Source organism: Streptococcus dentapri (genome assembly GCF_042649885.1).
Taxonomy (GTDB): domain Bacteria; phylum Bacillota; class Bacilli; order Lactobacillales; family Streptococcaceae; genus Streptococcus; species Streptococcus dentapri.
In genome coordinates this window covers 56,694-81,459 of sequence record NZ_JBHSAC010000018.1, presented here as the reverse complement: position 1 = coordinate 81,459, position 24,766 = coordinate 56,694, and the positions used below count along the sequence as shown (strand labels likewise).

24 protein-coding genes and 3 pseudogenes are annotated in these 24,766 nt (G+C 38.0%); 24 read left to right on the top strand and 3 right to left on the bottom strand.

All coding sequences use genetic code 11. The annotated features are described in order from the left end of the window. Positions 1 to 106: 106 nt before the first annotated feature. Both trhA and ACFOSE_RS02230 read right to left on the bottom strand, forming a co-directional pair. Positions 107 to 763, bottom strand: a complete 657-nt coding sequence (gene trhA / locus ACFOSE_RS02235) for a PAQR family membrane homeostasis protein TrhA (RefSeq protein WP_380429934.1) — start codon at positions 761 to 763, stop codon at positions 107 to 109. Further along, the gene (locus tag ACFOSE_RS02230) at positions 753 to 1,196 is read right to left on the bottom strand and encodes a DUF1836 domain-containing protein (protein WP_380429931.1); all 444 of its coding nucleotides are present in this window, start codon (positions 1,194 to 1,196) and stop codon (positions 753 to 755) included. Before ACFOSE_RS02230 ends, trhA begins: the two co-directional genes overlap by 11 nt. Positions 1,197 to 1,438: 242 nt before the next feature. Between ACFOSE_RS02230 and ACFOSE_RS02225 the strand changes: the two genes are divergently transcribed. Then, entirely contained in the window at positions 1,439 to 3,286 is a 1,848-nt protein-coding gene (locus ACFOSE_RS02225; RefSeq protein ID WP_380429928.1) for an acyltransferase family protein, read from the top strand. A 52-nt stretch (positions 3,287 to 3,338) separates the two neighbouring features. Next, a complete protein-coding gene (locus ACFOSE_RS02220; protein WP_380429925.1) occupies positions 3,339 to 3,836 on the top strand; it encodes a YkgJ family cysteine cluster protein in 498 nt (165 codons plus the stop codon). A 424-nt stretch (positions 3,837 to 4,260) separates the two neighbouring features. Here ACFOSE_RS02220 and ACFOSE_RS02215 read toward each other — a convergent pair whose 3' ends face one another. Beyond that, a complete protein-coding gene (locus ACFOSE_RS02215; RefSeq protein WP_380429922.1) occupies positions 4,261 to 4,611 on the bottom strand; it encodes a nuclear transport factor 2 family protein in 351 nt (116 codons plus the stop codon). Positions 4,612 to 4,707: 96 nt separating this feature from the next. Here ACFOSE_RS02215 and ACFOSE_RS02210 point away from each other — a divergent pair, with 96 nt between their 5' ends. From ACFOSE_RS02210 to csm6 (ACFOSE_RS02105), 22 genes and pseudogenes are all read left to right on the top strand, one after another. Next, positions 4,708 to 5,010, top strand: coding sequence for an ArsR/SmtB family transcription factor (locus ACFOSE_RS02210; RefSeq protein WP_380429919.1), 303 nt, complete (start codon positions 4,708 to 4,710; stop codon positions 5,008 to 5,010). A 323-nt stretch (positions 5,011 to 5,333) separates the two neighbouring features. Continuing rightward, entirely contained in the window at positions 5,334 to 5,954 is a 621-nt protein-coding gene (locus ACFOSE_RS02205; RefSeq protein WP_380429916.1) for a PepSY domain-containing protein, read from the top strand. 173 nt (positions 5,955 to 6,127) lie between these two features. Then, positions 6,128 to 6,799 (top strand): response regulator transcription factor, encoded by a 672-nt coding sequence (locus ACFOSE_RS02200; protein ID WP_380429914.1) that lies wholly within the window; start codon positions 6,128 to 6,130, stop codon positions 6,797 to 6,799. Then, a complete protein-coding gene (locus ACFOSE_RS02195) occupies positions 6,783 to 8,138 on the top strand; it encodes a sensor histidine kinase (protein WP_380429911.1) in 1,356 nt (451 codons plus the stop codon). The genes ACFOSE_RS02200 and ACFOSE_RS02195 overlap by 17 nt, the downstream gene beginning before the upstream one ends. Positions 8,139 to 8,258: 120 nt before the next feature. Continuing rightward, positions 8,259 to 8,505, top strand: a pseudogene (locus ACFOSE_RS02190) (NADP-dependent oxidoreductase); the annotation flags it as partial. A gap of 255 nt (positions 8,506 to 8,760) precedes the next feature. Then, positions 8,761 to 9,201, top strand: coding sequence for a VOC family protein (locus ACFOSE_RS02185; RefSeq protein ID WP_380429908.1), 441 nt, complete (start codon positions 8,761 to 8,763; stop codon positions 9,199 to 9,201). 9 nt (positions 9,202 to 9,210) lie between these two features. Further along, the gene (locus ACFOSE_RS02180) at positions 9,211 to 9,579 is read left to right on the top strand and encodes a glyoxalase (protein WP_380429905.1); all 369 of its coding nucleotides are present in this window, start codon (positions 9,211 to 9,213) and stop codon (positions 9,577 to 9,579) included. 2 nt (positions 9,580 to 9,581) lie between these two features. Continuing rightward, complete coding sequence (locus ACFOSE_RS02175; protein ID WP_380429902.1) at positions 9,582 to 10,079, top strand: phage tail protein; 498 nt, start codon at positions 9,582 to 9,584, stop codon at positions 10,077 to 10,079. Positions 10,080 to 10,779: 700 nt separating this feature from the next. Beyond that, on the top strand, positions 10,780 to 12,048 hold the full coding sequence (locus tag ACFOSE_RS02170) for a PTS transporter subunit EIIC (RefSeq protein ID WP_380429899.1): 1,269 nt from the start codon (positions 10,780 to 10,782) through the stop codon (positions 12,046 to 12,048). A 96-nt stretch (positions 12,049 to 12,144) separates the two neighbouring features. Then, positions 12,145 to 12,366 carry a hypothetical protein gene (locus ACFOSE_RS02165; protein WP_380429895.1) on the top strand — a complete coding sequence of 74 codons (222 nt, stop codon included), beginning with the start codon at positions 12,145 to 12,147 and terminating at the stop codon, positions 12,364 to 12,366. Positions 12,367 to 12,390: 24 nt separating this feature from the next. Then, complete coding sequence (locus tag ACFOSE_RS02160) at positions 12,391 to 13,032, top strand: YczE/YyaS/YitT family protein (protein WP_380429892.1); 642 nt, start codon at positions 12,391 to 12,393, stop codon at positions 13,030 to 13,032. A gap of 232 nt (positions 13,033 to 13,264) precedes the next feature. After that, positions 13,265 to 13,760: pseudogene (locus ACFOSE_RS02155) on the top strand (glycoside hydrolase family 66 protein). A gap of 417 nt (positions 13,761 to 14,177) precedes the next feature. Then, positions 14,178 to 15,176: a CRISPR-associated endonuclease Cas1 gene (cas1, locus tag ACFOSE_RS02150; protein ID WP_380429889.1), complete on the top strand. Its 999-nt coding sequence runs from the start codon at positions 14,178 to 14,180 to the stop codon at positions 15,174 to 15,176. Positions 15,177 to 15,181: 5 nt separating this feature from the next. Then, positions 15,182 to 15,511: a CRISPR-associated endonuclease Cas2 gene (gene cas2 / locus ACFOSE_RS02145; protein ID WP_380429886.1), complete on the top strand. Its 330-nt coding sequence runs from the start codon at positions 15,182 to 15,184 to the stop codon at positions 15,509 to 15,511. Positions 15,512 to 15,846: 335 nt separating this feature from the next. Next, on the top strand, positions 15,847 to 16,581 hold the full coding sequence (gene cas6 / locus ACFOSE_RS02140; protein WP_380429883.1) for a CRISPR-associated endoribonuclease Cas6: 735 nt from the start codon (positions 15,847 to 15,849) through the stop codon (positions 16,579 to 16,581). Next, a pseudogene (cas10, locus tag ACFOSE_RS02135) lies at positions 16,562 to 18,877 on the top strand (type III-A CRISPR-associated protein Cas10/Csm1). Before cas6 ends, cas10 begins: the two are co-directional and overlap by 20 nt. Position 18,878: 1 nt before the next feature. Further along, on the top strand, positions 18,879 to 19,289 hold the full coding sequence (gene csm2 / locus ACFOSE_RS02130) for a type III-A CRISPR-associated protein Csm2 (protein ID WP_380429880.1): 411 nt from the start codon (positions 18,879 to 18,881) through the stop codon (positions 19,287 to 19,289). Continuing rightward, positions 19,289 to 19,954 carry a type III-A CRISPR-associated RAMP protein Csm3 gene (csm3, locus tag ACFOSE_RS02125; protein ID WP_380429877.1) on the top strand — a complete coding sequence of 222 codons (666 nt, stop codon included), beginning with the start codon at positions 19,289 to 19,291 and terminating at the stop codon, positions 19,952 to 19,954. The genes csm2 and csm3 overlap by 1 nt, the downstream gene beginning before the upstream one ends. Before the next feature lies 1 nt (position 19,955). Next, positions 19,956 to 20,858, top strand: coding sequence for a type III-A CRISPR-associated RAMP protein Csm4 (gene csm4 / locus ACFOSE_RS02120; protein WP_380429874.1), 903 nt, complete (start codon positions 19,956 to 19,958; stop codon positions 20,856 to 20,858). Between the two features lie 2 nt (positions 20,859 to 20,860). Next, positions 20,861 to 21,910 (top strand): type III-A CRISPR-associated RAMP protein Csm5, encoded by a 1,050-nt coding sequence (csm5, locus tag ACFOSE_RS02115; RefSeq protein ID WP_380429871.1) that lies wholly within the window; start codon positions 20,861 to 20,863, stop codon positions 21,908 to 21,910. Continuing rightward, a complete protein-coding gene (gene csm6, locus ACFOSE_RS02110; RefSeq protein WP_380429868.1) occupies positions 21,911 to 23,065 on the top strand; it encodes a type III-A CRISPR-associated CARF protein Csm6 in 1,155 nt (384 codons plus the stop codon). 8 nt (positions 23,066 to 23,073) lie between these two features. Then, entirely contained in the window at positions 23,074 to 24,363 is a 1,290-nt protein-coding gene (gene csm6, locus ACFOSE_RS02105) for a type III-A CRISPR-associated CARF protein Csm6 (protein WP_380429865.1), read from the top strand. Positions 24,364 to 24,766 lie beyond the last annotated feature (403 nt).

The following is a 24,766-nucleotide window of genomic DNA, read 5'->3' as shown; positions in this document are numbered from 1 at the left end:
TCCATTTTTCATCTTAAAGATAAGAGACACCAAAAAAGACAAACCTCCAAAAAGAAGTTTGTCTTCGGTCTGAGCGAGCGGGATTTTATCCCGCTTTCTTTTTGCATTATAGCATACAGTAAACAATGGCAATGTATTGGAGAGCAGAAGCTAATAGAATGAAAAGGTGCCAAATCATATGATCATAGGGACGCTTTCTAGCATAGAAGAATGCTCCTATGGTATATGATAAGCCGCCGGCCAACATGAGTGACCAAAAGGCAGGACCAGTTTTGGTAATAATGGCTGGGATGATGAAGATAACTAACCACCCCATCATTAGATAGAGGAAGAGGCTGAATTTTTCATTAATCTTCTTGGCAAAAATTTTGTAAAGAATACCGTAGATAGTACTCCCCCACTGCAGGAGGATAATGAGATAACCTAGCCAACCACCGACTAGTGAGATGGCAACAGGTGTATAGGATCCGGCAATAGCGATATAAATCATGCTGTGGTCAATGATGCGTAAAACATACTTCTGAGGGGAATCATACTGCATGGAATGGTAAATTGTAGAGGATAAAAACATCAGAAAGAGACTGATGACAAAGACGGACATGCCGACTGCGGCCTTGAATCCATAGAGCTGGTAGCTATAAGAAGCTGTAATAGGCAGCAGGATCAGCATAGCAACTGATCCGACAGCATGGGTGACACTGTTAGCGACCTCTTCACCGAATGTAAGACGTTTGCTGAGTTTAAGCGTTTGACTAGTGCTCATGATTTTGACCTCCTTGAAGATCTAAGGCAAGTTGGTGTGTGTATTGATAGAGTTTAAGTGTCCGACAGGCTGAAATGATAATTTCTGGGATATCACGGTCTGTGTCACCGTTCATGCAGGCAACAAAATTATCATAACAATCTTGAGACTTTCCATCACTTGTTAATAAACTTAAGACATGACTGACTTCCTGAATGGAAAAGACGGGTTTGAAAGTCGTAATAGCTATCAGACGAGCCAGTTGCCGACGATTATATTTCTTCTTGATAGGTTTATCAACCAGTCCATGTTTAACATAGTTATTGATCATTGAGGACGTCAAGCCTTTGTCTGCATTAACAAAAGCAGCTACTTGATTGACATAGAGTAGCACCTGATCTAAATATAAATCAATCTCAGGCAGCTCATCCCATTTTGGAAACGATTGTGGCATTAAAGATTACCTTCACATTATCTAGTTTTGATAACTAGATTATACATTTATAAAAAACCTTAGTCAAGCAAAAAATCCATAAAAGCCCTAAAAGTTTAATATTCATTTAAAAACTAAAGTCTTATTTTACAATCAAAAAGCCTATGAAATAAGACTTTCCCAGCAAGATCACCTTGCGAAGAAAGCGATTTTGTGGTATATTTTGGTCAATAAATGACGATGAGACCAAAGGGAGAGCTCTGATGAAAAAACGATATATCACCGGATTTGATGGCTTGAGAATGATTGGGATCTTTGCTGTTATCTTCTACCATATCTATCCCTCCATTTTTAAAGGGGGCTACTTGGGAGTGGCTCTTTTCTTTGTGTTATCAGGCTATTTGATTACGGATCTTTTACTTAAGGAGTATAAAACCAGTGGTAGAATTGACATCAAGGCTTTCCTCCTGAGGCGGCTCAAACGGCTCTATCCCAACATGATAGTGGTTATGCTGCTCAGCACTCTCTATATGTATTTCTTTCAAAGAAACCTCTTAAATGAGATGCGGATGGTTTTTATCTCCAGTATTTTTTCAGTTAATAATTGGTGGCAGATTGCTAAAGGCGGCTCTTATTTTGCCAAGTTGATGGCGGAAGCGCCTTTCCAACATTACTATAGTCTCTCGATAGAAGGGCAATTCTATCTTTTTTGGCCTTTGATTGTCATTGTTTTAATGAGAGTTTTCAAGCGAAATCGGACGGCCATCTTCAATGTTTTAGACATCGTTTTACTCCTTTCCTTCTTAGAAATGACCCTTCTCTTTAAAGCCGGTGTTGATCCTACTCGTATTTACTATGGAACAGATACGCGATTATTTAGTATTCTAATGGGTTCAGCCTTGGCTTTCATCTATCCTAGTGATAGTGCTGAAAGAATCAAGCTAGCCAAGTTTGATCGTTGGGTTTTCAATATCGTAGCCTTGGTTACAATGCTGGTTTTAGGAATTTGTTTCTTCTTTCTACCGGATCAGGAGTGGTTCGCTTATCGCGGTGGGATGTGGCTTTTTAGCTTTTTAGTCTGCATCCTAATCGCTGCTACTGTTCATCCTCAGTTGCTCGTTAATAGATGGTTGTCCAATCCAGTGACGGCTTATCTAGGATCTCGCTCTTATGGTATGTATCTCTGGCAGATCCCAGTTTTGACTTTTGTAGAACTAAAGTTAGCTCACCCTAAGTCCTTACCTTCGATTTTACTAGCCCTGGTTATCTTATTTATCTTGACCGAGGCGACTTATCGTCTGGTTGAGGTTCCTTTACGCCGTATCACTTGGCAGCAGATACGCACTTTTTATACTGAAAAGGGTAGGCGGTATTTCTTGGGGGTTAAGTTACCCATCACTCTTGTGACAGGCTTTGTGCTTGCAGTTGCTCTCTTTTTGGTTTTCACCTCACCAGATAAAAGCAAGGCTCAAAATGCTATCACGGATCAGTTGAAGAACAATGAGGCTCAGATGGCTCAGCAGTCCAAAAATCCTCAGCCTGTCACTACAGGAACCCCAGCTAATCCAGAAATTCTCAATAAATACGGCATCAGTCAAGAAGACTATGATGCCGTCAATCAAATGAAGGTCGCTATTCTTGGAGATTCCATGATTGCTATGACCTATAATGATTTATCTCAAGTATTTACAGGAGCTGTGTTTGATGGGGCTACAGGACGTAAACCTTCAATGGGGTTGGAAATGGTTCAAGAAACTGTGACACAACACCCAGAAGTTGATCATCTGGTTATCGGCTTGGGCATCAATCGCAACGAAGACCAAACGAGCCTACAAGTTAGTCAGATTGACCAAATCATGCAGGTGGCAGGCAATCGGCAGGTCTATTGGATCAATATCAATCTGGATAAGTCCCAATATTACTGGACAGATGAAGTCAATAAAAACTTGACGGAAGCTGATCAAAAATATCAGAATTTCCACGTCATTGATTGGTATGGAATGACCCACGATAAGGAAGATCAATACATGACGGAAGATATGATTCACCCCAATGATCAGGGAGCTATTGCCTATACCAAAATTATTGTGGAAGCCTTGACTAAAAAGTGATTGGCTGGAAGCTATCAGATAATTAAAATCGACTAAGGATAAGAAGTGGATAATGACCCAATTAAATATTGACATCGAAAAATATCATCAGCTAGCTCTGCAAAAGCGCAAGGAGCACCGTCTTTTCTTGCTTTCCTTGAAGCGAAAGGCGCCTAAAAATCTGGATCAAATCGTACAAAAAGTACATAGGGAAGTCTTTGAAGAGATTGATTGTACGGCTTGTGCTAATTGCTGCAAGAGTTTGGGCCCGCTTTTTACGGAAAAAGATATTACAAGAATTGCCAAACACTTTCGCATGAGGCTTCCTGTTTTTGAGGATATGTATCTAAAAGTGGATGAAGATGGTGACAAGATTTTCCAGTGCATGCCCTGCCCATTTCTGGGTGAGGATAACCTCTGCAGTATTTATGATATTCGTCCCAAGGCCTGTCAGGAATTTCCACATACGGATCGTAAGAAAATCTATCAGATTAACCATCTTACCATCAAAAATACCCTAACTTGTCCGGCAGCCTATCTATTTGTGGAAAAATTGAGAGAGCGATTATAATATGGTCAAGACAGTAGGACAAAATTGATGAATTATAACCATATACAATGATACAAAATCGAATTACTGGAACTGAAGGTCTGACATGCCGTCAGACTTTTCTTATATACCTATTTTTCTTATTTTATCTAGAATGATACGATAAGTAGCTAAAAAACTTGATTGTAAAGATACGTTGCTTGTTATGCGCAACTTAATTTAATATATTTGGATTATAAAAAAAGGAGGATACAAAATGATACTTGCAGAAACATTAAAAAAATTAAGAAAACAAAAAAGTAGGCATTATGCATATGGACCGCATCATTAAAATCAAGATTGAGGATATTTATAAGAAATAGGATATATAAAGTAAGAGACTGATACACTTCTCAGTCTCTTTTTTGTATGGATATGTACTCCTTTTGAAGAAAATTTTATACTCTTATTGATCTCCTATAATTTTGAGCTTGATAATTTTATTATTTTTAATTGTGGCAATGTCTCTACCTGTTAAGGTAAAGTAGTCTCCAGATTTTCTTTGTCCAACTACTGCCCAGTTAGCTTGGAACACTCCATCATCTATTGACTGAATATCCCATAAGTGTCTTGTTGCTAAATTGCGGCTAAAAAAGCTTTTAAAGAAAGGAATAATTTCTTTGTCACCTATGTAGGTATGCCCATCATTGGCCTCAATGACCGCTTCGGGGTCAAATAGCTGGCAAAGTTTTTGTAAGCTGTTTTTGTCTTGAACCGCTAAATCAGATAAATAAAAATAGTTATTAAATGTCTTCATGATATGTGACCTCCACTTTTTGTTCGATTATTATTGAACAATTGTAGTATAAACCTTTTTCTGCTAAAATACAAGTAGAAAGAGAGGCTGGCTGATATGGCAGTATTGCACCATCCATCCATAGAGGATATTCGACTTGAACAGGTTCTTTATGCCTTGAGTGAATCTACTCGACTAATGATTTTTAAAAGACTTTACACTTCTAATCAGGAGAGAAACTGTAGTTATTTTGAAGATTTGGGTCGAAAAAATAATTTATCACATCATTATAAAGTGCTACGTGAAAGTGGAATTATTCAAGTTAGGATAGAAGGTCGTCAACGTTTGATATCTCTTAGATTAAATGAGTTGAATAATTGCTTTCCAGGGTTGTTGGATAGTATTTATAAAAATATATGAATTCTATTGATGAAGCGTACAAGAGAGAGTGGTAAGAATCAGCAACCCAGTCAACTCTAGTCGAATTTGTGGAGTCATTCCAATATCAACGTCAACGACCCGTAAAAAATAGAGAATACAACCAAGGTGATACTATGGCAAATAGATTTGATAGGCTTTCTTCACCAGTATTAAAGACAGATATCATAAGAATATTGTTTATGATAATTGTTGTGCTTACTATGTAAATTTTTTCTTTTCATTCATTTTCCCTTCATTTTTCTTTTTTATAATAAAACCATCAAATAAAGATATTTGATAAAAAAAGAAAGAAGGTAAAACAAATGAAAAATTTACTACAGAAAAAATGGGTTTTGGCAACGGCGGCAGGAATTGCTTTGCTGGGCGCTGGAGCAGTCGGTGCTGGAGCGGCTTATGTTTACACTCATGAGCAAGGTGAGCATCGTATGTTTGATGACGATAAAGAGCATCACGACCACGATAAAGACAGTATCGCTTTGGCCAAAGCCAATCCTAAGTTATCCCTTAAAGAAGCTGCGGATAAAGCCTTGGCAGAAGCTAAGTCTGGAACGATCACTAAGATTGAATTGAAGATTGACGACAACAAAGTCTATTATGAAGTTGATATTCAGACTAATAGCACTGAAAAAGAATATGAACTGGATGCGGACACAGGTAAGGTGCTCAGTGCTAAGACCGAGCAATTGGATGCCCAAGACAAGCTGTCAGGAACAGCCAAGAAGACTTTTGAAGACGTGGAAAAAGCGGTTAAGGCTAAATATTCATCAGCCAAAGTTACCGAGATCAAGCTCTATAATGATGGTAAAACAGTAAGTTACAAGGTGGAAATCTTGGATAATAATCAAGAAAAAGACCTTAAACTCAATGCTCAAGACTTAACAATCACAGAGCAAACTGCCAAAGACCACGAAGATAAAGACTAACAAACACAAAAAAACAGGAGTCATGGTTAAAGGTGGGGCGGTTTGCCCCACCTTTTTGACGCTTAGAGCAAAACGACTGATGGGAATGTTCTCTCTTAGCGAAAAAAACAACTAGGAACTCAGTCTGTCAGTCCTATGATATAATAAAAGTAAAAAATGAGAAGGATATGCCCATGAAGTTATTGATTGTTGAGGATGAGCGTGATTTGAATCTCAGTCTTGCCAAACTGCTAAAGACTCATTCCTACAGTGTGGACAGTGCTTTTGATGGCAAGGAAGGGATGGACTTTCTAGCGGTGTCTGACTATGATGTGATAATTTTGGATATTATGATGCCCAAGATGGATGGTTATGCCTTTATTCAAGAGCTCAGACATTCAGGATCTAAGATCCCTGTTCTCGTATTAACCGCCAAAGATACGGTAGAGGATAAGATTACAGGATTGGATTTGGGTGCGGATGATTATCTGGTCAAACCTTTTGAGTTTGGTGAGCTTTTGGCGAGACTCCGTGCTATGTTGAGACGTGACAATCGCGAAGTCCTGACCAGCACCATTCAGCTTGGTTCAGTGACCGTTGATCTTGCAGGGCACCATGTTTCAAAAAATGGACAAGCTGTTGATCTGACGGCTAAAGAATACGAAGTGATGGAATTTCTAGCCCGTAATCCAGGAGTGGTCATGAGCCGTGACAAGATTCGTGAGCATGTCTGGGACTATGATTACGAGGGTGATTCCAACATCATTGATGTCCTGATAAAAAATATTCGACGGAAACTAGACGAGAACAGCAAGGATTCTCTCATTCAGACCAAGAGGGGGCTAGGCTATGTTATTTACAAATAATCTGAAGCAGAATCAACGTCAAAAGAAAGGTTCTAGCATCGTCAAGCAGGTTACCCTTTGGTATTCGATTTTTATCTTTCTCCTCTTGCTAGGGATTTTTGCTTTTGCCTTCTTTGTGTCGGGATCTCTAGCAGATTCTACGGGCAAACAACGGTTGGAAAATGCTGCACTGGAGATGAGTCAGGATATCGAAGATTATGAAGCCTTTGATGATGGTGCCTACTACGCTATTTATGCCAAAGATGGGCGCCTGTTAAGAGGCACTTTCCCTAGGAATTTTGATGCCAATCTGCCTTTTTCAAAGGATAAGGTCAGGACGACTAAGGCAAAAGGTGATTCTTTTTATTACTATGATGTCAAGATTGAGCACTCTAGCCGTTGGCTGCGGGCTGTGAGAGCAAGGACACATATCAGCGAGGAATACCGTTTTTTCCTAATTTCTCTGGGAATTATTGCGCCGTTGCTTTTGGTTTTCATTGTCTGGGGTGGATATCTCATTTTGAAGAGAGCCTTTGTTCCAGTGATCCATATTTCTGAGACGGCTCAGCTTATCACGCAAAGCCAGGATTTTTCTCAGCGTATTTCTGTGACGAATCGATCGGATGAATTAACCCAGTTAGCGGTAACTATCAATAAGATGTTAGAAACCATTGACACTTCCTTCGAACGTGAGAAGCAGTTTAACCATGATGTTTCCCATGAGTTGCGGACGCCTTTGACCGTTATCTTGTCAGAAAGCGAGTATGGCCAGACCTATGCTTCTACTTTGGCAGATGCCAAGGAATCCAACGCTATTATTCATCGACAGGCGCAGCATATGAAAGCCATGGTTGAGCAGATTTTGGAATTATCCCGCTTAGAAAGTCATAAAGAACTATCTCTAGTATCGCTGAACCTATCAGACCTAACCAAGCAAAAGCTGCAAGACTATCAGCGGCTTTTGACAGAAAAAGATATCCAGCTAAGCAGCGATGTTGACGATAATCTGCATGTTTTGGGCAATGAACTTCTCCTCAGCCGTCTGCTGGATAATATTTTCTCCAATGCCATGAAATTTACCAAAGATCAGATTGAAGTGCGTCTGAAGGCGCAAGGAAGGGAGTGTCAGTTAATCATTGCGGACAATGGTCTGGGCATTTCCAAGGCTGAAAAGGAAAAAATCTGGCAAAAATTCTATCAGGTGGATGCTGCCCGCAGCAAGTCACAGCAGCAGGGTGTCGGGCTAGGTCTATCGCTGGTCCAAGAAATTGTTCGCCAGCATCACGGAAGGATTGAAGTGGTGTCATCAGAAAATCAAGGGGCGCAGTTTATTGTGGTTTTACCTTTGAAGGCTGACTAAAGTTGGGTGATGAATATAAAAAAGTTGAGACTTACAGCTAGCAAGATTTGGATTGGACGGATTCGACCAGTAGGGACAAGTGTGAACAGGTGGTTTTAAATAGCAGAGTTGCTATAGACAGATGGCAGTTTCGCCAAACGTATGAATCTTCCAAATGGAGGCAAGTTCTTTTTGGTCTAGCAGGATGCAAGTTTGACAAGATAGTCGCTAAGTATGTGTCCATTATGACTTCATTTGTGTAGAGTGCAACTGCAAGAAATCACTGGTATCTTTAGCCAATTAGAGATACCCCTTTCTATATGATAGCGTCTATCCATTTGAAGAAGTTAATGCCGCACTTGATGAAATCGCTAATAGACGCTCATGAGGAAAAACCATTCCTACTTTCACAGAAAAAAAGAAGATTGATGCCTTATCCTAAAACCAAAAATCAATACCTAGACTTCAAGAGTTAGCAAACCATTTATCATGAGCTTGGGTAGAGTAGTGTTCCGAGGTTTATATGATTTTGGGGAGGCTTAGTCATTTTTTACAACGTGACAAAGAATACCTACCGAACCAATTCTTTGCCTTTTCCTTGCCAAGACGGTAAAATGGAGGAATAATTGAAAAGGAGAAATGAATGATTAAATCACTGGAACTCTATTTGGTTACCAATAATAATGGTTTGGAAGCTGTGGACTTTTACAAAGATGTCTTTAATGCAGAAGTTGTATCTTGCACGACTTTTGGTCAGGCTATTCCTGATACACCTGAGGACAATAAAAATTTGGTCTTAAACGCTAATTTAAATATTGGTGGTATCCGTCTGCAACTGTCTGACAATGGCTCTGAGCATCCTTATGTTCAAGGGATGAATATGACAGCTTGTATTCAGTTGGATGATGCGGCAGAGGCGCGGGCTATTTTCCAAAAGTTGGAAAAAGGAGCACAGCGAATTGATCTGACTTTACAAGAAACACCTTGGAGTCCGGCCTATGGTATTGTGGTGGATAAGTTCGGTATGACCTGGCAAATCAATACTGAGGTTGAAGGCTTCGTGTCTGAGACGGTGTCATTTTAGGGAGAAGTCATGTTTTCAAAAAATACAGCTATCATGCTTTATGTAGAAGATGTAGCAGCTGAGCGCGATTTTTGGTCAGCGATTGGTTTTGAGATTCTTAACAAGACTGAAATGATGGGCTTTGAGACTTTCGATATGAGGCCTCATGCGGATAGCAGCCTGACCTTCACGGTTTATTCTAAAGAGTTTATCTATCAGGTATCGCCGGAGGTGATTGATATGAAGCCAAGCGTTCTTTTTGAAACGACTGATATCGAAGGACTTAGAGCTCGTATCGCAGCAGTTACGGATACAGCTAGTCAGATTAATAGTGAGCCTTTTCCTAACTTTAACTTTGCCAATCCAAGCGGTCATTATTTTGCGGTTAAGGGAATTTAAGTATGATTATTGATTTTAAGACAGTGTCAACATCTGGGTTTGAAAGATCACCAGTTGCTGAGGCGCTTGCTGGTCTTCGTGCCAATGAAGCCCGCTACTTTTGGAATAAATTCAAGGTTCAATTTGAAACCTTCCCTGTTTTGACAAAAGCAGAGCTGATGTCAGATATTGAGGCGCTTTTGGAGCGTGAGCGTGGTCTGATTTTTTCTGCTAAACCGCTGGAAATTGCCCAGCATTTTCTTGAAGATAGAATTCTCTGGACCCACGTTTTCTACGAAGATGGTTTAGCTATCAATGTTCTTTACGAATTGGATAATCCTAAAAAGAGAGCTGTTGGGCTGAAGCTGTCAGATGGCATGGAGATTCCAGCAGAGTTGGTTAATGAGTTCAAATTTGCCCGTCAAAAATCTAAGCTCGCAGGGACTATCAGAGGATCTTACTTTACCCTCAAAGGTGACAACGAGGATCTGATAGCTAAGTGGCTGCAAAACCTGAAATAAGAAAAACATCATTTATAAAAGAACATGCCTCGGTTAGAAAAGCCAGTTGGGGCATGTTTTTTATAGCGAAAGTTAGCGGCGGACCCAGTTAAAACTAGTCTTTCCAAGCAGCTTTAATCTTCTAATGGGAAAGTTGAAAAGTAGGTAAAATTGGAGTTTGCAAAATTTCTGTGAAGGTCTCGGAAGTATTTTGGACTAGAGATTTTGCCTGTGGGATCTGATTTTCAACCTAGTTGAAAAGAATTAGTGAATATTGATCTTGCTTAAGAGTTGGGACGATAATTTCAGCTTTGAAGGTGTTGAGAATTTATAGTAATTTCTTCTTCAAGTGGTCAATCAAGTGGGATTGGACGTCTCCAATTAAAAATAAGCCTTTCAAGACTATTTGGCTTTAAACGATATTCAATTTTTTAATAAGCATGTATAGCTCCCATCTGTATATTGAATCAATCGCATTTTGAAAACAATGTTTTTTCGTCTGAACATGATTCTAACAAATTGTAAACAGTGTTTACAAAAATAAGGTTTCATTCTGACCCTGACTCTGTTATGATATAATTGGTTAGGAATTATCCTAAAGAAAAATTAGTGAGGTGACTTATGGACAATAAAAGATTAGCACTGACTATTCTAGAATTAGTCGGGGGGGCAAGAAAATATCACCAGTCTGACGCACTGCGCGACAAGATTGCGATTTGTCTTGAAAGACGAAAGCAAACCTAAAACTGATGAGATTAAGGCCTTGGAAGGTGTCATGGGAGCTGTTCAAAATGGGGGACAATATCAAGTGGTTATAGGCCCAGATGTGCCGAATGTTTATCAACCTTTGGCGGAGATCATAGGACTTAGCCCAGATGATAAAACACCAGCTGAGCAGGCAAAAGGGCACAAAACCTGGATCGAAAAACTCATGGCAACCATATCGGGAATCTTTACACCAATTTTACCTGTTATCACAGCTGCTGGTATGATTAAAGCAGTTTTATCTTTGTTGGTTGTCTTCAAGCTGGTAACCGCAGATGATCAAAGCTATCAAATTCTAAATTTTATTGGTGATGCAGCCTTTTACTTTTTACCAGTATTTCTTGGTGGAACAGCTGCCAAGCAATTTAAGGCAAATCCTTATCTTGGAATGTTAGTGGGAGCTATTTTGATCCACCCAACCTTTGTAACTATGGTAACAACCGTTAAAGAGTCTGGGGGCAGTATCAATCTTTTTGGTTTGCCAATCTATGCGGCGACCTATTCTTCAACAGTTATTCCGGTTATTTTGGGTGTTTGGTTTATGTCTTATGTGGAACGTTTTGCAGATCATATTTCACCAAAATCCATCAAATTTTTCTCAGTCCCTTTGGTTACGGTTCTTATTACGGCACTAGTTACTTTCTTCATTTTAGGGCCAATTGGCTCCATTGTAGGGACATGGCTAGGATCATTCTTCATGTGGTTGGAAAACTTCGGACCTTGGGTTGTGCCTACTGTTGTTGGTATTATCTCACCGTTCTTGGTCATGACTGGCACCCACTACGGCTTGGTCTCTATTGGAATCAATAACCGTATGACTCTGGGCTATGACACGGTCGCTCAGCCAGGAATGCTGGCTTCAAATGTTGCCCAAGGTGGCGCAGCACTAGCTATCGCATTTAAAACAAAATATACTAATAAAAAAGCCTTGGCATCATCTGCTGGTATCACAGCAGTTTTCGGGATTACTGAACCAGCCTTGTATGGGGTGACTTTACAAAATAAAGCCGCTTTAATTAGTACCATGATTTCTGGTGGTATTGCAGGATTTTTCCTTGGCATCTTTAATGCCCGTAACTTCTCAGGTGGCTCCCCAGGTCTTTTGACGATTGCCAGCTACATTGGTGGCAATACACTCTATTATTTCTATGTGGCAATTGCCGGTTTAGTGATTTCCTTAGTAACATCATTTGTGTTAACCTTGTTCTTGTATAAAGAAAATTAAAAGCAGAAAGCTGGGCTAGTCCCAGCTTTTCGGTTATGAGTAAAGAAAGGATGACTTTGTGACACGATTAAGAGATGATTTTACGAGGTGGAGCCTATGGCTGCCAATCAAATTGGGGGAGGCTATCTAGAAGGTGTTGACCTCATGGGCTATACCCTATGGGGCTGGATGGATTTGGTCTTTGCTTCAACAGGTGAAATAAAAACGTTATGGTTTAGCTATGTTGATAAGGACATGATGGGAAGGGTAGTCTTAAACACTGCCCTAAAAAATCTTTTATCTGTATCAAAAAGTCATTGCACAAATGAAGAAGATTAAAAATGATATTAGAAATAGGGTTCCATGCTTAAACGATTAGTAGTTTTTTGCTTTGGTGTTATAATCTTGGCATTTGGGATTGTTGTAAATACCAAAACAGCTTTAGGCGTCTCATCTATTTCATCGCTGCCTTATGTGTTGAGCCGCACTAGCAGCTTGACCTTAGGGCAAGCTACAATGGCTATGTATATTATTTATATAGTAAGTCAGGCGATTTTGCTAAAAAAATTAACCTTAAAGATGATCTTGCAAATCCCTTTTTCCTTCCTCTTTGGAGGGATTGTGGATTTCTTCGATCAACTCTTGCATATTGTGCCATCTAATGTGTTTTGGTCGCTTTTTTCCCTAGCGCTAGCTATTATCGTGACTGCTTTTGGTGCTTATCTTGTGGTTACTATGGATCTAGTGTTCAATCCGCCAGATGGGATTGTCAATACATTAGCCCAAGTCCTAAACAGGGAGTTTGGGCAGGCTAAGCTCTTTTTTGACTGTAGTGTGGTGACCCTGTCGCTCATCATCTCTTGGGTTTTCAGTCACCATTTGCTAGGATTTGGCATTGGGACCGTTGCTTCAGCCCTCTTTATCGGACGGATGATTTCGGTATTTAATAAACTATTGGATAAACATGTTAAACTAATTGGTCAAAATAGTCAAAAAAGTACATAGATCAAAGAAATCTAAGAAATTAAGAGCGACAAGTCAGATTTACACTTGATTGAAGTGGCATGAGAACAAGGAATTATAACATAGATTACTGCGCGGTGAAGGGTTACGTGAGGTGCCGCAAACTGCAAACATTACGAATGCAGAGGACGAAATGATCGGTTCAGCGGCTGGCTAATCTAACAAGGTTTACACCTTCTCGAAAGAAACGAGTAAGGGTGACCAAGTTGTCCATCTGATCAATCTCATAAATGCTGATAACAAGTGGAATAACAATACAAACAATCCTGCCCCTTCAAAATATTAAGGTAAGTATTCTGTTAAAGCAGGGTGTGACTGAAAAACAAGCAACCAATGCTCGTGTTTACCTAGCCTCCCCTGATGGGCGAGATATCTCTTTATCAAAAATTAGCTTTGGAAAGGCAACTAACTGCTATCAGCTATCTGTTACGCTTCCAAGCCTTGATATTTGGGATATGCTGTATGTTACCAATCTCGTAGAAAATGAAACGCCAGAAGAAGTTGTAAGACCAACTCAGCCATCAACACCGATTGTACCTGATCAACCAAATGTTCCAACAGAGCCGGTAATGCCAACGCCTCAAGTGGAGCCTACTGAACCAACTGCTTCAGAAGTTTTAGGTCCTTCCTTTGAGTCAGGTGAAAAAACAATTAATGCCTCCATCGTAGCAGGTTTGGTTGGTATTGTCTCAGCGATTGCACTGATCTGATGTTGATTAAGCGTCGTCGCAAGGATAGCTAATCCTGAAATTTTTAGAAAGTCATCTTAATAGATGGCTTTTTGTCGTTATTAACTTAAGAATTTGGCTTAATATCGATGGTATATTACATACAACGCTTTTTACTTAATATCAATACGAATGACGAAAAGCGAGATCTCGATTTAATAACCTCTCAAATCATTAAAAGTTTAATGACAAGATAGGGAATATCCCTACCTTAGCCTTTGCTAATAATAGAGTCAGATTGAAGGCAAAGTCCTTAGAAGATATTTTTCTAAAGGGAAAACACACTAATCAAAACTATGACATCATAAAACGCTCTTAGCAAATAAATATAATATTATTCTTGACAAAAAGCGAGTAGGTGATATAATAATTTCCTTTATCAAAATTTAAGGAGTGGATATGTCAGATATTTATTTACAGGGCTCGCAGTTGCATCTGTCATTGCATAATGAAAAGATAATTGTGCGAAATGAGGAAAAAGAGATTGTTCGTGAAGTAGGTTTAGATAAGATAGATAATATCTTGATTTTTGGCCAATCTCAGCTGACTACTCAGCTCATCAGACGCCTTGCCTTAAAAAAAGTTAATGTGTTTTACTTTACGACGGAAGGCCGGTTTATTTCTTTTCTTGATACAATGCGAGAGGCAGATTTTGAGAAGCAGAAGTATCAAGCCAAGTCTCATTTTGATGATGTTTTCAGACTAGAGATAGCACGGTCGATTTTATCAACTAAAATGAAACACCAGATTCATTTGCTCAAAGCCTTTGATGAAGATAAAATGCTAAGTCAAGAAGACTATCAGCGGTTTAACAACTCCTTGAAGCAACTAGAAACTGCAGTTACTATTGCTGAGATGATGGGATTTGAAGGAAGGTGTGCTAAATCCTATTTTTATTATTTGAACTTGTTAGCACCCAGTCAGTTTCGTTTTTATGGCCGTTCCCGTAGACCGGCAAAAGATTGTTTTAATACCTTGCTCAATTTCGGCTACAGTATTTTATATAGTTTTATGATTGGAATGATTCGAAAGAACGGCTTAAGTCAAGGTTTTGGAATGATTCATGATGACCGACATCATCATGCGACATTAGCAAGTGATTTGATGGAAGAGTGGCGTCCAATCATTGTCGATAATACTGTTATGACTATACTGAGAGATGGTTTGTTGACCTTGAAAGATTTTGAAGAATGTGCTGGCGGTGTTTATCTGACCCAACATGGTCGCAAAGTATTTTTGAAAGCTCTCTCGTCTCGTATGTTAGAAATTCATTCTTTTATTGAAGAGGACAGAAAAAGGTATAGTTTTATCTACATGGCAGATATGCAAATTTTATCTTTAATTAAGGCTTTTCAGGAAAATAAACCGGAGTTATATATTAGAAGTTATACAGGTTAATGAAAATGGGACTTTATTTTAATTTGGATGAGGATGAATTGGCTTTTGCTAGAACACAGGACGTTTTTTGTTTGGTGATTTATGATATTATTAGCAATAAGCGGAGGGTGAAATTATCTCGTTTGCTTGAGGCGTATGGAATTCGTGTTCAGCGCTCGTGTTTTGAAATAGCAGTAACCAAGAGTATTTATAAAAAGCTAATAAGGGCGCTTCAGGAATTTTATGATGAGACTGAGAGAGATCAAATTTCGGTTTATAAGGTTTATAATGATGGACAAGTGATTTTTAATGAATACTGTGGTGCTAAAAGCGAAGAAATACAGATTTTCCTTTAATTTGAGATTGGTCACTAAAAATGGTAAACTTAAGTACGGATGTTTCAACTGTATTTTCCTAGATATAGTAGGGAGGGGAAAAGCAGCCACAAGATATGCTATTAGTACCCCCTCCACCTCGTAAGGGGACGGAAACTGAAAAGTTTACGCTTCAAGAATAGAGCAACTGCTAGGAATTAGTACCCCCTCCACCTCGTAAGGGGACGGAAATTGAGTGGCTTCACTTGATTTTTTGATAAAAATAGTGTAAATTAAGTATAATTACATAAGAAAAAAGGGCGCCTTGTTGGTGAAAAGTACTTTTCAACCTAGGGCGTCTTTTTAGGTGTTTAATAATGAAACAGATAACCATTTCCTTTAAAAAAACAAGTTTAAGTTCTGAAGAATTGGCTGTAAAATTTCAGGGATTTCTATTAAGTCAATTACCAAAAGAAGATGGAGAGCAGCTGCATCGTTTGGAAACAAATCCATATTCCCTAATGGTTCAAACTGTTGGAGAGCAGCAGTTTTGGACTGTTAATCTCTTAACAGATGATATGTGTGACAAGTTACAAAACCGTTTACTTTCTCTAGAGACTATTCAACTAGACTCCTATGAAAAGTTGATTGAGATTGAGAAGATAGAAGTTAAGTCACTTTCTACGAAACAGTTAGTTGAGATGTTTAATGCCGACTGTGACCAAGCGACATTTACGATAAGATTTGTATCGCCCACTAGTTTTAAATCTGCAGGGCAATATGTTATTTTTCCGACAGTTAAACTGATTTTTCAGAGCTTCATGCAAAAGTATGGTAGACTTTTTCCGGACATAAGTACATTTGATGAAAATCTATTAAACTACTTAGTTGAACATTCTAAAATAACCAGTTATCAGTTGCAGACGCGTTATTTTGCCGTTCACAGAAATAAAATACCAGCTTTTAAAGGGAAATTGACAATAAAAGTCTATGGTGCATCAACTTTAAAGGCGTTTGTGAAATTGATGATTGCATTTAGTGAATTTTCTGGAGTTGGTATCAAAACAAGTATGGGCATGGGAGGTGTGCGTATTGAAGAAAGAAAAAATTGATTTATTCTATGGCGGTTTATTTCACGATATTGGAAAACTTGTCCAAAGAGCAACAGGTGAACGTCGCAAACATGCTCTTATTGGAGCTGATTGGTTTGAACAGTTTTCAAATAATAAAGCTATTTCACAGCAAATTCGGTATCATATGGCGAATTATCAGTCAGACTTAGCGTCCAATAATCTAGCTTATATTACCTATTTAGCGGATAATATTGCTTCAGGTGTGGATAGGAGAAATAGCCAAGAAGAAGTAGATGAAGGTGTTTCTCAAAAAATTTGGGATACCTATACTAATCAGGCAGACATCTTCAATACTTTTGGAAGGGCAAGAACAGAGCGTTACTATCAACCAAAAGAACTCAATGTTAAAGATACTCCTAACATGCCAAGTCCAAAGAACAGTAAATTTTCAAAGGGGGCTTATGCAGGTATTCTTAATCGGGTAGAGTCAGCTGTTGAGGTCACTGCCTTTGATGAAAACTATATCAACTCCGCTTTAAATCTTATGGAAGCCACCTTGTCATTTGTACCAGCTTCTACAAATACCAAGGAAATGGCAGATATTTCGCTTTATGAGCATAGCAAATTAACAACTGGTTTTGGAGCAGCTATTTATGACTATTTAATGGATGCTGGACGAACAGACTTCAAACAGGAATTATTTGTCAAAAGTGAAAAATTTTATCAGGAAAAGGCCTTTTTACTGACAAGTTTTGACCTGTCTGGTATTCAGAATTTTATTTATAATATTGCCACCAAAGGTGCTGCAAAACAGTTAAAGGCACGCAGTCTTTATCTTGATTTTATGAGTGAGCATATTGTTGATAGTTTACTGTCAGAGCTAGAGTTGACCCGCGCTAATCTCATGTATGTTGGTGGCGGACATGCCTACTTTGTCTTCCCAAACACAGAACATACTAAAACTACGGTGAGCAAATTTGAAAAATCATTTAATCAATTTTTGATACAGCATTTTCAAACTGGGCTTTATGTAGCTTTTGGTTGGAGCGAATTTGCGGCGATAGATATTATGAGTGGTAGCCATTCAGCCTTAGCTTACCGAGCCATTTATCAAAGGGCTAGCCGGCAAATCTCAGATAAAAAGTTAGCTCGCTACGATTGGAAAACCTTGTTGCTTCTAAATCGAGGTGGTAAGAAAGAAGGAAGAGAATGCGCTATTTGCCATGCTGTTGGCGAGTTAAGAGAGAGTTATGATCAAGTGCTCTGTCCAATATGTGATGAGTTGCGACAGTTTGCTAAAAAAATAGGTCAAACTCATTTTAAGATTTCATCAAAAACACAAGGTCTTCCAATCGGCCCCAATGCTTATCTGACAGCCGTTAATGAAGAAAAGATAAAGTCAGGCGTTGAGGGCAAGGTTTATAGTAAAAATGATTTTCAAACCGGTCAGGTTTTGTAAACTCATATTTTTGTTGGAGACTACGCTTACGAAGATACGGAGGGAAATGTTGTTACCATTGACCAATTTGCAGAGCTTTCTACACGAACCTTATTAGATAATGGTGAAAAAGCAGGGATAAAACGCTTAGCAGTTGTCCGTTTGGATGTTGATAATTTGGGTGCAGGTTTTATGGCGGGCTTTTCTTATCAGGATAATGGAAAATTTAATACCTTTTCTAGAACAGCTACCTTTTCTCGCGCTATGACTCAGTTTTTTAAAGTTTATATCAATCAATTTGCTCAAGATAGGAAACTTTCCATTATTTACTCTGGTGGCGATGATGTATTTGCTATTGGGACTTGGCAGGATATTATTGATTTCACCGTTGAACTTAGACAGCAATTTATCCAATGGACAAATGGGAAGCTGACCCTGTCTGCAGGTATTGGTTTGTTTACGGATAAGACGCCCGTTAGCCTTATGGCTCGCATTAGTGGTGAACTAGAAGAAGCTGCTAAAGATAATCCTGATAATGATAAAGACAGCATTGCTTTGTTTAATGATCATTTTGTTTTTCAATTCGATGAGTTTATAGAGGATGTCTATGAAGATAAACTGCAGTTTATTCGCCAGTATTTTAATCAGCAAGACGAGAAAGGAAAAGGCTTTGCTTACCGATTGCTGGAGCTAGTGAAGAGTGAGGATAAGATGGATATTGCCAGATTAGCTTACTATCTTTCCCGTATGGAGGACGCTACAAAGCAGGAAAATAAGGAAGCTTTTAAGAAGTTTAAAACGCAGTTCTTTAAATGGGCTACTGGAAGTAAACAGGTTAAGAAAGAAGCGGAGCTGGCACTAGTACTTTATATCTATGAAACAAGAAAGGAAAAATAGCATGGCGATTTTAACCGATGAAAACTATGTTGACAAAGCAGAAAGAGTGATTAAGGGACTTTCTTATAAGTCAAATAAAAATGGGGAACCGATTTATTATTTAACAACTAGCCAAATCAGAAATCTTTTGTCACTGACAAGTTCTTTATTTGATGAAAGCAATGTCAAAACATTCAAGGAACTTAGTGATAAATTAGCTTATCTTAGAGTCCAGTTTGTTTATCAATCGGGGCGCAATTCAGTTAGGGATAAAAACCAAAGAAAGGATTACTTTCCTGTTAAAGAGCTGGTCGAAAATGCCCAAATTTTGGAAATTTTAAAAGAAATTAAGGATATTCCGAGCTTACAACGCTTTTGCCGCTATATGGAAGCTTTGGTGGCTTACTTTAAATTTTATGGAGGAAGAGATTAATGACATATGCAAAAGTAAAAATTTCTGCAACACTGCATTTAGATAGCGGTTTACACATTGGCGGAAGTAGTGCTTATGCTGCTATTGGGTCTGTTGATTCTCCTGTTATTAAAGATCCAGTGACTCATTTGCCGATTATTCCCGGCTCTAGTCTTAAAGGTAAAATGCGCGCCTTACTATCAAAAACTGATTATAATAACAATACCAGTAGTGATTTAGGCAAGGACAGCGACAAAATCAGCCGCTTATTTGGCAACAGCAAGAAGGAAGAGTTTAAGGTTGGACGATTAATCTTTCGTGATGTTTTTTTGACCAATAAAAAGGATTTGGATAATAGAGGCGTTCACAGCTATACGGAAGTAAAATTTGAAAATACGATTGACCGTATTACAGCTGAAGCAAACCCCCGTCAGATTGAACGAGCTATTCGAACTAGTGAGTTTGGCTTTGAAGTGATTTATGAGATTACAGATAAAAGTATTGACCAAGTTTCAGAAGATATAGCTATTTTACGAGACGGTATTCACCTGCTAGAAATGGATTATCTAGGAGGCTCTGGCAGCCGTGGTTATGGTAAGGTGTCCTTTAAAGATTTAAAAGCAGAAACGGTATATGGAGATTATGATGTAGCGGCAATCAACGCCCTATTAGGTGAGGAGGTCTGATATGACCTATAAACTTTACCAATTACAATTTGATTCGGCTCACTTTGGTGGGGGCAGTTTGGAGCTTTCAGAGTTGACTTTTTCAGCTGATCGTCTTTTTTCAGCTCTTGTTTTGGAAGCAAAGAAGTCCAATCGCTTAGACCAATGGATGGAGCTTGCTCAGTCAGATGCTTTTGCCTTGACAGATGCCTTTCCATATAATTTAGCTCCATTTTTGCCAAAGCCAATCGGTTTTCCTTCATACGAGAAATTTGACCAAACCAAAGATGCAGTCACCTTGCGTCAAGAAGCTAAAAAGACTAAGAAACTTGATTTCATGGAATATGACTTCTTGGCGGATTTCTTAGAAGGCGATATCATTGAAAGCGAAAAGCATTCAGAACAGTTTATTGTAACCAAAAATAGACCTCATGTAGATGGAGCGCTTTACCAAGTTGGTGTGACTGTCCCAAGCAGTGAAGGTATTTCTTTATATATTATTGCTAGCCAATCAAATTTATTTGATGATTTGATGACCTCTCTACAGTTTTCCGGATTAGGTGGTAAGCGCACCAGTGGCTATGGTCGTTTTGATTTAAAAATTTTAGACCTTCCTAGTGAATTGGAAGCTAGATTGACGAACGATCATCCAGGATTAGTCATGGCTTTGACAACCAGCTTGCCCTTTGATGATGAATTAGAAAAAGCTATGACAGGTGCAAAATATCTGCTGAAAAAATCGAGTGGTTTTGCTTTTAGTCAGGACTTAGAGGAAAATTTCAGAAAACAAGATTTGTATAAGTTTAAGGCAGGCTCTACTTTCCAACAAACCTTTAAAGGTCAGATTGTTGACGTTAGACCAAATGACTTTCCTCATCCAGTGTGGAACTATGCTAAACCTTTATTTTATCGATTGGAGGATTAAGTATGAAACATTCTTATAGACAATTTCAAATGGATGTCATTGCTTTAGCTCCAATCCATATTGGCAGCGGTGAGAAGTACACATCTCGTGAGTTTATATATGAAAATAAAGGCTACTATTTTCCGGACATGGGAAAATTCTATCAAGAAATGATAAAACTAGGGTTGGCTGAAAAATACGAACGTTTTCTAATTAATCCCAAAAACAAGACCAATCGTTTAAATCAATTTTTGGATGATAATCGTATTCAAACGAGAGATTTTGGTGGCTATGTCCTTAAGGAGACAGGATTTGAAAAGGAAAAATCAACACCTGGAGCCTTAAATGATATCTCTAAATTTATCAGAGACGGTTTAGGTCAACCCTACGTTCCAGGTTCTTCCCTAAAAGGTGCTATTCGTACGATTTTGATGAATACAGAGTGGAAGGACAAGGATTTTGTAGTTCGAAGTAACGGTAAATCCAAGGAGAATAAAAGTGTTATTCCTTGGGGACCTAAAAAAGGAGAAGTCTTAGATGATATTTTCCATGACATTCGAGTCAGTGACAGCCAGCCACTAGATAATGAAAACCTTCTCATTGTTCAGAAATGGGATTACAGTGTTACCTCTAAGAAAGAAACTTTGAAGCCTTTGCCGCTTTTTAGGGAATCATTGACACCGTTTACTCGCCTGTCTTTTACCATCACCACAACCTCTGAGAGAGCTGCTGGCTTGATTTCAGACTTTGCAAGCTATGCTAATGAATTCTATAAAGACTACAAGACATTCTTTTTAGAGGAAAAATCAAAGCCAGACTATATCCAGTCCAATATTCAGTATCCCATTTATTTGGGAGCTGGCAGCGGTGTTTGGACAAAAACGGTTATGCATCAGGCTAATGGCATTGTTCAAAAACGCTATGCGAGGCTGACAACTAAGATGATTGGCAAAGGTGCAGTGAAACTAACTAAAGCACCTCAAAGAACTTATAATGAGGGCAAAACCCTAGTAAAGAATACAGAACATCTTTACGAAATGGGAAAAGCATGTTTTATGATAAAGGAGATTTAGATGAGAGTTTTAATCTCAGCAACAGGGGATACTGATCCAATCAGAGATTTTCATGACGGCCCTTTATTGCATATTGCAAGGAAATACCGACCTGATAAAATTGTCATCATTTATTCAGAGAGGACCATCGCAAAAAAAGACAAGATGGAATTGGCTATTTGGTCAATTCCACAATACCAACCGGAAATCATCACACATAATGAAATTCTATCTGATGAACTGATTTATCATTTTGATACGATGTATGATAAGATTTCTTCTCTTATCCAAACTTATTTGGATAAGAACAATGAACTCATTCTTAATTTATCAAGTGCAACACCTCAGGTTAAATCCGCTTTCTTCGTTGCAAACCGCTTAAATGATATGAATGTCACGGCTGTTCAGGTGATTAGCTCAGTCCATGGTTCTAATGAAGAAATTCCCCATGCCAACAAAGAAGATATTCATGATTTGATTGAATATAATTTTGATAATGAAGCTGATTACGAAGATCGAACGGTTGAGGACAAAGCGGAGAAATTTGGCTTGGCATTGTTAAAACGAAACCTCAGAAACCTGATTACTCATTATGATTATAAAGCTGCCTTAGATATGCTGGAGCAGGAGGCCGAATTTTCTCAGTCTAATACCCTAAAAGACAAGTTACAAGATATTGTCAAATCGCATAATACGCAAGGACTTCCAAAAGGCATTCAAAAGAAAAAAATAAATGATGAGGAAAAGAAAATCTTAAATAGCTATTTATTGATAGACCTACAAAAGAAGCGAGGAAATCTATCTGAAAGTCTGATTAGGATGAAAAGTTTGACGGAATATTTGTTAGATTATCTGATTACAAAAGAATTTCCGAATGCCGTTACAGTTTACTGTGATACTGAAAATAAGAATTACCTAAATCTGTTTGATTACAAGAGATTGTTGAAAGAACATAAAATGTGGTCAATTCAAAAGCTAATAAAACCAGTATTATCACTAAATCAGTCAAGAAATGCAGTGGCGCACAGTCTTGATCAACTTGATTCTGAAACTATTAAAGATTTGGGACAAGCGGTTAAAAATGTGAAGGCATTGGTTATTGAAAACACAGCAATCACAAATCAAATGTGTCAATTTTATGATGAATTCAATCAAAGCTGCTTAGAATTACTATAGGAGATAAGATGAAAGTATTAATTTCTGCAGTCGGGGATACAGATCCTATCAGGGGCAGTCATGACGGTCCTTTATTGCATATTTCAAGATATTACAGACCAGATAAGATTGTTTTGATTTTTAGCGAGGGGATGCTCCATAAAGAGGAGCGTCTTAAGGCTGCAATTTTATCAATTCCTAACTATCATCCTGAGATTGAAGTTGAATCTAAACTATTATTAGATGATGATGTGTATCGATTTGATAAAATGTATGAACAATTATCGGAAATAATTAGCAGATATACCAGTGGTGATGATGAATTCTTGTTGAATTTATCAAGTTCTACTCCACAGATTATTTCAGCCATGTTTGCAATAAATAAAATTAATGATTTAAATATAAAGGCAATACAGGTTCCCACACCAGTAAAAGGCTCAAATAGAAATAATCCGGATGATTCTAAAGATATAAAAGTTTTAATTGAAGAAAATTATGATAATCAGGATAATCATGAGGTTAGAATCATTGAAGAAAAATCAGAAAAGTTTAATCAGCTATTAGTCAAACGAAATTTGAGGGAACTTATTCGTAAATACGACTATCAAGGTGCTTATAATCTTATGTTGCAAAAAGAAAATGCCAATTTAATTTCAAAATCAAAACAAAAAAAGATGAATAGTCAGCTTGAAAAATTGACGCAATCTTTTAAATACCAAAAATATTTGGACGATTTATTTGCAAGAGATCACGGAAAAAGAGAAGGGGAGCTTAAGGCTTTAAATCATTTTCTACTGATTGATATTCTGAATCGTAGAGATATGGTAGCAGATGTTTTGATAAAGTCAAAATCATTGGTTGAATTTATTCTACAAGATTATATCCAGCAACATTATCCTAATCTCATTATAGAAGAAGATGGTAGACCAACAGTTGACGAGACACACGAGCTGGCTGCTAAAGTTAATGCGTTTATCAGCGAAAAGTTTAGATTAAAATTGGGTGATAGCTATAATCCAGATAGACCATATGATATTCATTCAACACTAAATATCCATTCTTATATGAATATTATTGACTGCCTAGAGTCAAATAATTCATTTGTCCAATATGCTAATCCAGTTTTGGCATTAAATAAAATGCGTAATATTGTTGCACATGGTTTATCAGAGATGGATAACAATCAGGTTAATCGTTCAAAATTAAAAAAAGCAATTAAAGCGATGCATGATTTATTGGCTGAAGTATATGAAATTGAAGAAGAGCAATTCCGCTATTTCGAGGAAAAGAATAGAGAACTCCTGAATTTATTAAAATAAAAATACAGGATAAAAGACGAGTAGGTGATATAGTGGAACTCTCTAACTCAGTTTATCTTTGCCAATTAGAAGGATTACAACTGGTGCGGTTAATACCGAGGATAATTTAATCCATAACTTAAAAGAGTGACTTATAAATTAAACATGAGAGAGAATCAGATTGGTTCTCTTTTTTCTTTCTTTTGTCTCTTAAAGTCTTGATTAATGAAGGCCGTTTCCCCTTATTTTGTGATGCTCATCTTCATTTTGCGATTCGCACCTAAAACATACTAATCTTAATATGCTTAGTTAGACTCAAAAAGCTCCACAATTTCCAAAGTGGATTCACCCACTACAGGTATTATAGAGTCAGCAACAAAAATTTTATAAAAATGTAAAATTCGCTTGACAAAAAATGTAAAGC

Coding starts and splice junctions, on each gene's coding strand:
- ACFOSE_RS02165 (WP_380429895.1), top strand. CDS start 12,145: ATGGCTGCCAATCAAATTGGGGGAGGCTATCTAGAAGGTGTTGACCTC.
- cas6 (WP_380429883.1), top strand. CDS start 15,847: ATGAAACAGATAACCATTTCCTTTAAAAAAACAAGTTTAAGTTCTGAA.
- ACFOSE_RS02215 (WP_380429922.1), bottom strand. CDS start 4,611: ATGAAGACATTTAATAACTATTTTTATTTATCTGATTTAGCGGTTCAA.
- cas1 (WP_380429889.1), top strand. CDS start 14,178: ATGTCAGATATTTATTTACAGGGCTCGCAGTTGCATCTGTCATTGCAT.
- csm3 (WP_380429877.1), top strand. CDS start 19,289: ATGACATATGCAAAAGTAAAAATTTCTGCAACACTGCATTTAGATAGC.
- cas2 (WP_380429886.1), top strand. CDS start 15,182: ATGGGACTTTATTTTAATTTGGATGAGGATGAATTGGCTTTTGCTAGA.
- ACFOSE_RS02160 (WP_380429892.1), top strand. CDS start 12,391: ATGCTTAAACGATTAGTAGTTTTTTGCTTTGGTGTTATAATCTTGGCA.
- csm5 (WP_380429871.1), top strand. CDS start 20,861: ATGAAACATTCTTATAGACAATTTCAAATGGATGTCATTGCTTTAGCT.
- ACFOSE_RS02210 (WP_380429919.1), top strand. CDS start 4,708: ATGGCAGTATTGCACCATCCATCCATAGAGGATATTCGACTTGAACAG.
- ACFOSE_RS02205 (WP_380429916.1), top strand. CDS start 5,334: ATGAAAAATTTACTACAGAAAAAATGGGTTTTGGCAACGGCGGCAGGA.
- trhA (WP_380429934.1), bottom strand. CDS start 763: ATGAGCACTAGTCAAACGCTTAAACTCAGCAAACGTCTTACATTCGGT.
- ACFOSE_RS02230 (WP_380429931.1), bottom strand. CDS start 1,196: ATGCCACAATCGTTTCCAAAATGGGATGAGCTGCCTGAGATTGATTTA.
- csm2 (WP_380429880.1), top strand. CDS start 18,879: ATGGCGATTTTAACCGATGAAAACTATGTTGACAAAGCAGAAAGAGTG.
- ACFOSE_RS02185 (WP_380429908.1), top strand. CDS start 8,761: ATGATTAAATCACTGGAACTCTATTTGGTTACCAATAATAATGGTTTG.
- ACFOSE_RS02180 (WP_380429905.1), top strand. CDS start 9,211: ATGTTTTCAAAAAATACAGCTATCATGCTTTATGTAGAAGATGTAGCA.
- ACFOSE_RS02200 (WP_380429914.1), top strand. CDS start 6,128: ATGAAGTTATTGATTGTTGAGGATGAGCGTGATTTGAATCTCAGTCTT.
- csm6 (WP_380429865.1), top strand. CDS start 23,074: ATGAAAGTATTAATTTCTGCAGTCGGGGATACAGATCCTATCAGGGGC.
- ACFOSE_RS02225 (WP_380429928.1), top strand. CDS start 1,439: ATGAAAAAACGATATATCACCGGATTTGATGGCTTGAGAATGATTGGG.
- csm4 (WP_380429874.1), top strand. CDS start 19,956: ATGACCTATAAACTTTACCAATTACAATTTGATTCGGCTCACTTTGGT.
- ACFOSE_RS02220 (WP_380429925.1), top strand. CDS start 3,339: ATGACCCAATTAAATATTGACATCGAAAAATATCATCAGCTAGCTCTG.
- csm6 (WP_380429868.1), top strand. CDS start 21,911: ATGAGAGTTTTAATCTCAGCAACAGGGGATACTGATCCAATCAGAGAT.
- ACFOSE_RS02195 (WP_380429911.1), top strand. CDS start 6,783: ATGTTATTTACAAATAATCTGAAGCAGAATCAACGTCAAAAGAAAGGT.
- ACFOSE_RS02175 (WP_380429902.1), top strand. CDS start 9,582: ATGATTATTGATTTTAAGACAGTGTCAACATCTGGGTTTGAAAGATCA.